The 10,538-nt window shown below is 71.0% G+C and carries 1 protein-coding gene; it reads left to right on the forward strand.

All coding sequences use genetic code 11. The features are described from left to right. The coding region (locus AC068Z_RS42180; RefSeq protein ID WP_478569083.1) for an SDR family NAD(P)-dependent oxidoreductase at positions 1-10,538 on the forward strand (10,538 nt) is incomplete at both ends.

Genomic DNA, 10,538 nt, shown 5'->3' on the forward strand with positions numbered 1-10,538 from the left:
GTGTTCCCCGGTCAGGGGGCGCAGTGGTTGGGGATGGGGCGCGGACTCCTTGAGTCCTCGCCGGTGTTCGCGGCGCGTGTGGCGGAGTGCGAGGCAGCTCTCGGCTCCTTCGTTGACTGGTCGTTGACGGAGGTGCTGGGCGGCGAGGATGACGCGTGGATGCGGCGGGTGGACGTGGTCCAGCCTGTGCTGTGGGCGGTCATGGTGTCGCTGGCTGCGGTCTGGGAGTCCTGGGGTGTCGAGCCGGCCGCGGTGATTGGTCATTCGCAGGGGGAGATCGCGGCTGCTGCGGTGGTTGGTGCGCTGAGTCTAGAGGACGCGGCTCGGGTTGTGGCGCTGCGGTCTGCTGCGATACGGGATGAACTCGCCGGTCGCGGTGGGATGTTGTCGCTGGCGACGGGCGCTGATCAGGCGTCGGCGTGGGTTGAGCCGTACGGCGAGCGCGTCGCGGTGGCTGTCTACAACGGCCCCGATGCGACCGTGGTGGCCGGTGATCCGGAGGCGCTGGACGAGATCAGCGCTCTCGCTGAAGCCAATGGCGTCCGGGCGCGCAGGGTTCCGGTGGACTACGCCTCGCATTCCGCGCACGTGGAGGACATTCGGGAGCGGTTGCTTGAGGTGCTGTCGCCGGTGGCGGCGCACTCTTCCCGCATCCCGGTGATCTCCACCGTCACCGGTGGGGTGTTGGACACGACGGCGATGGGCGCCTCGTACTGGTACGAGGGCTTGCGTAAGCCGGTTCGCTTCACTAAGGCCGTCCGAGAGGCGCTGGGGCAGGGGCACTTCCGGTTCGTCGAGGTGAGCGCCCATCCGGTGCTGACCATGGGTGTCCAGGCCATCGCGGAGGCCGAGGAGAAGCCGGTCACGGTGGTCGGCACCCTTCGGAGGGATGAGGAGGAGAACGGCCGCTTCATCGCGAACGCGGCCGAACTCTGGGTCCACGGGACGGAGATCGACTGGTCCGCCGTCTTCGCGGGCCGTGCTGTGCAGCGGGTCGATCTGCCGACGTACGCCTTCCAGCACCAGCGCTACTGGCTGGAGTCCGGCACAGGCGCCGCCGACATCGGTGGCGCCGGTCTCGCCGCTCCCGACCATCCGCTGCTCGGCGCCGCAGTGAGCCTCGCCGCCAGTGACGGTGCCGTGCTGACCGGCCGGCTCTCGCTGCGCACCCATCCCTGGCTCGCGGACCACGCGGTGGCCGGCACGGTGCTGTTCCCGGGAACCGGCTTTGTGGAGCTGGCGATCCGCGCGGGGGACGAGGTTGGTTGCGGTCGACTGAGCGAACTGACGCTTCAGGCTCCGCTGGTTCTTCCTGAGCGCGGCGCCGTTCACCTCCAGCTCGTCGTCGGCGGGCAGGAGAGCGACGGGCAGCGCTCCATCGCGGTGTATTCCCGTCCGGAGGACTCCGGACCCGACCAGGAGTGGACCCTTCACGCCGAGGGCACCCTCGCCGCCGGGGAACCGCAGACCCCCTCCGCCGACCTGGCGGTCTGGCCGCCCGCAGGCGCCGAGCCGGTGGAGATCGGCGACTTGTACGACCGACTCCACGCCTCCGGCTATCACTACGGGCCGGTGTTCCAGGGGCTGCGTGCGGTGTGGCGGCGTGGGGATGAGGTCTTCGCCGAGGTCGAGCTGGGGGAGCAGGGGCGGGGCGAGGCTTCGCGGTTCGGGGTTCATCCGGCTTTGTTGGACGCGGCGTTGCATGCGGTGTTGCCGGTGGGTGGTGGAGAGACTCGGTTGCCGTTTGTGTGGTCGGGGGTGTCGTTGTCGGCGGTGGGGGCGTCGGCGGTGCGGGTGCGGTTGGTTCCGGTTGGTGGGGACGCGGTGTCGGTGTGGGTGGCCGATGCCGGGGGTGCGCCGGTGGCGCATGTGGAGTCGTTGGCGTTGCGGCCGGTTGCGGTGGAGGGGTTGGGGTCCTCCGGGTCCACGGTTCGGGAGTCCTTGTTCCGGCTGGACTGGACACCCCTTGCGTCGTCTACGGCCGGTCTCGACGAGCCCAGTTGTGCGGTACTCGGCGATGCCGACCCGTTCGGCTTCGGCCTTCCCCTCCTGGGCAGCCTGGACGACCTGGCCCGGCTGGAGACGGAGCTCCCCTCCGTGGTGGTGCTGCCCGTCGACGGCGGGGGCCACGGATCCGCGGAAGCCGTCCGTCGTACGGTTCTGAGGACTTGGGAGACCGTCCGGGCCTGGCTGGCGGACGAGCGGTTCGCCGAGGCGCGCTTGGTGGTCGCGACGCGCGGCGCCGTGGGCACGGGTGGGGACGGGCCCGCTGATCTCGCCGCCTCCGCCGTGTGGGGGCTGCTGCGTTCGGCCGAGGCCGAGAATCCCGGGCGATTCGGGCTGCTCGACCTGGACCCCGGGGGCGGCCACGGTCCGGCCGTCCGCAAGGGTCTCGCCTCGATCCAGGGAGGGGAGTGGCAGGTCGCCGTCCGGGGTGATCAGGTGCTCGCCCCGCGCCTGGCTCGCGCCGACGCCTCCGGTGAGGCGACCCGGTTCGGCGACGGCGCGGTACTGGTCACGGGTGGTACGGGGACCTTGGGCGCCCTGGTGGCTCGGCACTTGGTGGCGGAGCACGGGGTGCGGAGGCTGGTGCTCGCCAGCCGTCGGGGGGCCGAGGCCCCGGGGTCGGCGGTGTTGGTGGGTGAGTTGGCGGCCGCGGGGGCGGTTGCCGAGGTGGTGGCCTGTGACGCAGCCGATCGTGAGGCCTTGCGGGCGCTGCTCGCCGAGCATCCGGTCACGGGTGTCGTGCACCTCGCGGGCGTTCTCGACGACGCCGTGGTCACGGGGCTCACCCCTGGGCACTTCGAACGGGTCCTGCGTCCCAAGGTGGACGCGGCCGTCAATCTGCACGAGCTGACGCGCGATCTCGATCTCTCGGCCTTCGTCCTCTTCTCGTCCGTGGTCGGCGTCCTGGGCGGGCCGGGCCAGGCCAACTACGCCGCCGCGAACACCTTCTTGGACGCCCTCGCCCAGCAGCGCCGGGCCGCAGGACTGCCCGGGACCTCCCTGGCCTGGGGCTTGTGGGCGGACGCCAGCGGGATGACCGGCCACATGGACGAAACGGCCGTGGCCCGGATGGGGCGGGCCGGGATCGTGGGTCTCCCCTCCGACCAGGGCCTGGCCCTCTTCGACACCGCGCTCACCAGCGACGAGCCGCTGCTCGTCACCGCCCGTCTGAACACCGCCGCCGTCCGCACGGGAACCGTGCCCCCGTTGCTGCGTGGCCTCGTCCGGAGCACCGCTCGGCGCAGGGCCACGGGCCTGGAGAGCGAAGCCGCCACCGGCTCGCTCACCCGAAGGCTGGCCGGGCTCTCCCGCGAGGAGCAGCAGCACGAACTTCTCGGCGTGGTCCGGTCCAGCGTGGCCCTCGTTCTGGGACACGCCTCGGAGCGGACGATCGACACCGATCGCACCTTCAAGGAGTTGGGTTTCGACTCGTTGTTGGCGGTGGAGTTGCGGAATCGGTTGGGTGAGGCGTCGGGGGTGAGGTTGCCGGCGACGTTGGTGTTCGATTTTCCGACGCCGGTGGCGGTGGCGGGTCTGCTGGTGGATGAGTTGGTGGGGTCCGCTGGTGGGGTTCAGCCGGTGGTGCCTGCTGTTCGTGTGGACGACGATCCGGTGGCGATCGTGGCGGTGGCGTGTCGGTATCCGGGTGGGGTGAGGTCGCCGGAGGGGTTGTGGCGGTTGGTGGTGGAGGGCCGGGATGCGGTGGGTGGGTTCCCGGTGGATCGGGGTTGGGATCTGGAGGGGTTGTTCGATCCGGATCCGGGGGCGGTGGGGAAGTCGTACGCCCGGGAGGGTGGGTTCCTGTACGACGCTGCTGAGTTCGACCCTCAGCTGTTCGGGGTCTCGCCGCGTGAGGCGGTGGCGATGGATCCGCAGCAGCGGTTGCTGTTGGAGACGTCGTGGGAGGTGTTCGAGCGGGCGGGTATCGCGGTGGACTCGGTGCGGGGCAGTCGTACCGGTGTCTTCGCGGGAGTCATGTACCACGACTACGCCAGCCGACTGCACAACGTCCCCGAGGAGGTCGAGGGCTACCTCGGCACCGGAAGCTGGGCCAGCGTCCTCTCGGGCCGGCTCGCCTACACCTTCGGGCTCGAGGGCCCTGCGGTCTCCGTCGATACGGCCTGCTCGTCATCGCTGGTCGCGCTGCACATGGCCGTGCAGGCCCTGCGGAACGGTGAGTGCGACATGGCCCTCGCCGGAGGCGTCACCGTCATGCCGACTCCCCGGACCTTCCTGGAGTTCAGCCGTCAGCGGGGGTTGGCCGCGGATGGTCGGTGCAAGTCGTTCGCGGCGGCTGCGGATGGGACGGGGTGGGCTGAGGGTGCGGGTGTGCTGTTGCTGGAGCGGTTGTCGGATGCTCGGCGCCATGGGCATCAGGTGCTCGCGGTGGTGCGGGGGTCGGCGGTCAATCAGGACGGTGCGTCGAATGGTTTGACGGCGCCGAACGGGCCTTCCCAGCAGCGGGTGATTCGGCAGGCGTTGGCCAGTGCTGGGTTGTCGGCCGGTGATGTGGATGTGGTGGAGGCGCACGGTACGGGCACGACGTTGGGTGATCCGATCGAGGCGCAGGCGCTGCTGGCCACGTATGGCCAGGGGCGGGATGCCGAGCGGCCGTTGTGGTTGGGGTCGGTGAAGTCGAACATCGGGCATGCGCAGGCCGCTGCCGGTGTCGCGGGTGTCATCAAGATGGTGATGGCGATGCGGGAGGGTGTCCTGCCCCGCACCCTGCACGTCGACGAACCCACCCCGCACGTCGACTGGTCCTCCGGTGCCGTCGCGCTGCTCACCGAAGGAATCGACTGGCCCGAGACAGGGCGGGCGCGGCGGGCTGGTGTCTCGGCGTTCGGTATCGGCGGGACGAACGCGCACGTCATCTTGGAGCAGGCGGACGCGGCTCCGGCTGAGGAGACCGTGGAGTCTGCTGCGCTGCCGCCGGTGAGCGGCTTGGTGCCGTGGGTGTTGTCGGCGGGTTCTGCTGAGGCGTTGGTGGCCCAGGCCGGGCAGCTTGCGGATGGGGTCGGGGCTCTTGATCCGGTGGATGTGGGCTGGTCGTTGGCGACCGGTCGGGCTGGGCTGGGGCATCGGGCGGTGGTGTGGGGCCGTGACCGTGCTGAGCTGATGGCGGGGCTGGCGGATGTCGGCTCGTCGGGGGCGGTGGTCGAGGGCCGGCTCGCGGTGCTGTTCACGGGTCAGGGTGCGCAGCGGGCTCGGATGGGTGCGGAGCTGGCGGCCGAGTTCCCGGTCTTCGCGAGGGCGTTGGGCGAGGTGTGCGAGGCCTTTGACGGGCTGCTGCCGGAGTCTCTCGCTGAAGTGCTGTTTCTTGAGCCTGAGTTGTTGGACCAGACGGCGTTCACCCAGCCTGGTCTGTTTGCGGTGGAGGTGGCTCTCTACCGGTTGGCGGAGTCCTGGGGTGTGCGGCCGGACTTCGTCATGGGGCATTCGATCGGTGAGTTGACAGCGGCGTATGTGGCGGGGGTGTTCTCTCTGGAGGGCGCCTGCCGACTGGTCTCGGCCCGGGGCCGGCTCATGCAGGCGCTGCCCGAGGGTGGGGCGATGCTCGCGGTGCAGGCCGCAGTCGAGGATGTTCTGGCTTCTGTCGGGGAGCGGGTCGATCTGGCGGCGGTGAACGGGCCGACCTCGGTCGTCCTCTCCGGTCCGGAGGCCGAGATCGATGCCGTACGGGAGCACTTTACGGAGGCCGGGGTCAAGACGCGGCGGCTGACGGTCTCGCACGCCTTCCACTCCTCGTTGATGGAGCCGATGCTCGCCGACTTCGAGGAGATCGCTTCCGGTATCTCGTACCAGCCGCCCCGCATACCCGTGGTGTCGAATGTGTCGGGTCGTGTCGCGGGCGAGGAGCTTCAGACCGCCGCCTATTGGGTGCGGCACGTGCGGGAGGCGGTCCGTTTCGCCGATGGAGTCGCTTGGCTGGCCGAAGCCGGAGTGACGAAGTTCCTGGAGCTGGGCCCGGACGCCACCCTGACCGCGATGGGCGCAGAGTGCGCGGAGGGCCTGTTCGTGCCCGCAACCCGCCGGGGCCACGACGAGGTCGAGACCTTCACGGCATCTCTCTCCCGCCTTTGGACCAGCGGCGCCCACGTCGACTGGCCGGCCCTCTTCACCGGCCGCAACCCAACCCGCGTCGACCTCCCCACGTACCCCTTCCAACGCGACCACTACTGGCTCACCGACGCCCCCGCCCCCGGCGACCCCGTCGGTCTCGGGCTCGGTGAGGCGGGGCATCCGTTGCTGGGTGCGGCGGTTCCGCTCGCGGCTGGGGACGGAGTGCTGCTGACAGGCCGGTTGTCGCTGCGGACGCATCCCTGGCTCGCGGACCATGCGGTGGCGGGGACGGTGTTGCTGCCGGGCACGGCCTTCGTGGAGCTGGCGGTGCGCGCCGCGGATGAGGTCGGGTGCGGGAGCGTGCGGGAACTGACGCTTCAGGCACCGCTGGTCCTGCCCGACCAGGGTGGGGTTCAGGTTCAGGTCGTGGTGGGTGCGTCCGACGAGGACGGGCGGCGCTCGCTCACCGTCTACTCCCGGGGGGAGGAGTCGGGCCCCGAGGCCGCTTGGACCGCGCACGCGCAAGGCGTCCTCGCGGAGGCGCCGGTCGAGACCACCGCGGACCTCACGGTGTGGCCGCCGGAAGGCGCGGAGCCGGTCGATGTGTCCGGGTTCTACGCCGAGGCAGAGAGCGCCGGTTACGGCTACGGCCCCGCCTTCCGCGGCCTGACCGCCGCCTGGCGGCGCGGTGACGAGGTCTTCGCCGAAGTGGAATTGTCGGAGACGCAGGACGCGGCGGCCTACGGCGTGCACCCGGCGCTGCTGGACTCCGCGCTGCACGCGCTGCTCGCGGCCACGGAGTCGCACGGCGACTTGCGGTTGCCGTTCCTTTGGGAGGGGGTTTCCCTTCTCGCGTCCGGTGCCACCGCCGCCCGCGTCCGCATCACCACCAGCGGCGACGACACGCTCTCCGTGGACCTCGCGGACGCGACCGGCGCCCCCATCGCCGTAGCCGAGTCGCTGTTCCTGCGTCCGGTGTCCGCCGATCAGCTGGCCGCGACCGCGGCGAACGGCCCCGATTCCCTGTACCGGCTCGACTGGACGACTGTTCCGGCCGCAGCCGATGCCGGTTCCGTGAAGGTGACCCGGTACGACGGGATCGATGCCGTACGGGCCGCGCTTGATGCGGGTGCGGAGGCCCCGGAGGTCGCGCTGGTCGAGGTCGCCGGGCCTGGGGGCGACGCGGAGCTTGCCGAGGCCGCCGTCCGGACCACCTCCGTTGTGTTGGCGCTGATCCAGGGCTGGCTGGAAGATGAGCGGCTGGCCGGGGCGCGGCTCGGAGTGGTGACGCGGGGCGCGGTGGCCACCGACGGCGGTGCTGTCCTCGACCTGGCGAGCGCGCCCGTGTGGGGGCTCGTACGGTCCGCGCAGTCGGAGAATCCTGACCGCTTCGTGCTGATCGACATCGATCCGGTCGAGGGCCGTGACAGCGGCGACGACGAAGCGGTCGTACGGGCTGCTCTGGCGTCTGGTGAGCCGCAGATGGCGCTTCGTGAGGGCCGGGTGCTGGTGCCGCGTCTGGTGCGTGCGGCCGGGTCGGGGGAGAGCCTGACCCCGCCCTCGGACGTATCGGCCTGGCGGTTGGACACCTTGGGTACCGGCGCGCTGGAGGGACTCGCGCTCGTGCCGGCGCCGGAGGCGTCCGCGCCGCTCGCCGCAGGTCAGGTCCGGATCGCCGTCCGCGCGGCCGGAGTGAACTTCCGTGACGTCCTGATGAGCCTCGGGATGTATCCCGGCAGTCCGGTGCTGGGCAGCGAGGCGGCCGGCGTGGTGCTCGAAGTCGGTGAAGGCGTAGCCGACTTGGCCCCCGGAGACCGGGTGATGGGCCTGGTGCTGGAGAGCTTCGGGCCGGTGGCGGTCGCTGATGCGCGGCTTGTCGTGCCGATGCCGGAGGGGTGGTCGTATGAGCAGGCTGCGTCCGTGCCGGTGGTGTTCCTGACCGCCTATTACGGCCTGGTCGATCTCGGTTCGGTTCAGCAGGGCGACACCGTGCTGGTGCATGCCGGTGCCGGTGGGGTCGGCATGGCGGCGATCCAGCTCGCCCGGCACCTCGGGGCGTCCGTCTTGGCCACAGCCAGCCCGGGGAAGTGGGACGTACTGCGAGGGCTGGGTCTGAGGGATGAGCAGATCGCGTCTTCGCGGGATCTGGGGTTCCGGGAGGCCTTCGCCGAGGCCGGTGTGGATGTGGTCCTCAACTCGCTCGCGGGCGAGTACGTCGACGCCTCACTGGATCTGCTGACGTCCGGTGGCCGCTTCCTGGAGATGGGAAAGACGGATGTCCGGGATGCATCGGAGCAGCTCGCCGACGGCGTGCAATACACCGCCTTCGACATGCTGGACGCCGGTCCGGTCCGGATCGGCGAGATGCTGCGGCGGTTGATGGACCTGTTCGCCTCCGGTGTGCTGGAACCGGCCCCCGTGCGGGCGTGGGACGTGCGGCGGGCTCGCGAGGCGTTCCGGTTCATGAGCCAGGCGCGGCATGTCGGCAAGGTCGCCCTGACCATGCCGGTGCCGTTGGACCCGGACGGGACCGTTCTCATCACGGGAGGCACCGGGACCCTGGGGTCGCTGGCGGCGCGCCACCTGGTCACCGAGCACGGCGTACGGCGTCTGCTGCTCACCAGCCGTCAGGGGCCGGAGGCCCCAGGAGCCGCCGAACTCGTATCTGACCTGGCGGAGTTGGGCGCGACCGCGACCATAGCCGCCTGTGATGTCGCCGACCGTGACCAGCTCGCCGCCCTCCTGCACGGCTGCAAGCTGACCGGTGTCGTACATGCGGCGGGAGTCCTCGCCGACGGACTCGTCGGATCCATGACCCCGGAGCAGTTGGCCACGGTCTGGCGGCCGAAGGTGGAAGCCGCCGTGAATCTCCACGAACTGACCCGCGAAGCCGAGTTGGCGTTCTTCACGCTGTACTCGTCGGTGTCAGGCGTGCTGGGCGGTTCGGGGCAGGCGAACTACGCCGCCGCCAACGCGTTCCTGGACGCGCTGGCGCATCGCCGTCGGGCCGAGGGCGCGGCGGCGACGTCGCTGGCATGGGGGCTGTGGGAGCAGGCCAGCGCGATGACGGGCGAGTTGGGCCGTGCCGACCGGCAGCGGCTGAGCCGGATGGGTCTGGCGCCGCTGCCGTCGGCGGAGGGCTTGGCGCTGCTGGACCGGTCCGTCGCCACAGCTGAGGCGGCCCTGGTGCCCGCCCGCCTCGACCTTGCCGGACTGCGGGGCGCCGAGGCCGTGCCCCCGGCACTCCGCGCACTCGTCCGCACCGCGCCCATCCGGCGCTCGGCCGACAGGACGGCCGGGGTCCGGGGCGCGGGCTCCTTGGCCGACACGCTCGGCGGGCTCAACCGCGCCGAACGGGAGCGGCGGCTCGTGGAGTTGGTGCGTGAGCATGTCGCCGCCGTACTGGGGCATGTCTCGGAGCAGTCCGTCGACGCCGAACGCTCCTTCAAGGAACAGGGCTTCGACTCCCTGACCGCCGTGGAACTGCGCAACCGACTCGGCACGGCAACAGGGCTGCGACTGCCCACCGCCGTCGTCTTCGACCACCCCACCCCGGCACGTCTCGCCGGTCACCTCCACACCGAACTGTGGGGCAGCGAGGACAAGTCGCCCGCCCCCACCGCACTCGCCACGCCGGACGAGCCGATCGCCATCGTCGGCATGGCCTGCCGCTACCCCGGCGGGGTGGCCTCGCCGGAGGACCTGTGGCGGCTCGTCAGCGAAGGCGCGGACGCGATCGGGGACTTCCCCGCCGACCGGGGCTGGGACCTGGACGGGCTGTACCACCCCGACCCCGCCAACCCCGGCACCAGCTACACCCGCCATGGTGGATTCCTGCACGACGCCGCCGAGTTCGACCCGCACCTCTTCGGTATCTCGCCGCGCGAGGCGCTGGCGATGGACCCGCAGCAACGGCTGCTCCTGGAGACCACCTGGGAAGCGCTGGAGCGCGCCGGCATCGCCGCCGCCTCGCTGAAGGGCTCGAACAGCGGCGTCTTCGTCGGCGCCGGATACCCGAGCTACCTGGTCGACCTGGAGCGCACGCCTGACGTCGTGGAGGGCTTCTCCCTCACCGGCAACGCGGCGAGCGTCGTCTCCGGCCGGCTGTCGTACACCTTCGGCCTGGAGGGCCCGGCGGTCACGGTCGACACGGCGTGTTCGTCGTCGCTGGTCGCACTGCACTTGGCGGTGCAGTCGCTGCGGAGCGGCGAGTGCGAGCTCGCCCTGGCGGGCGGCGTCACCGTCATGCCGAGCCCTGGTCTCTTCCTCGAATTCAGCCGTCAGCGCGGGTTGTCCCCCGACGGCCGCTGCAAGCCCTTCGCCTCGGCGGCGGACGGAACGGGGTGGGCCGAGGGCGTCGGCATCTTGGTCGTCGAGCGGTTGTCTGATGCTCGTCGTCGTGGTCATCGGGTGTTGGCGGTGGTGCGGGGGTCGGCGGTCAATCAGGACGGTGCGTCGAATGGTTTGAC

The sequence above is a fragment of the Streptomyces sp. NPDC043726 genome, assembly GCF_056436565.1.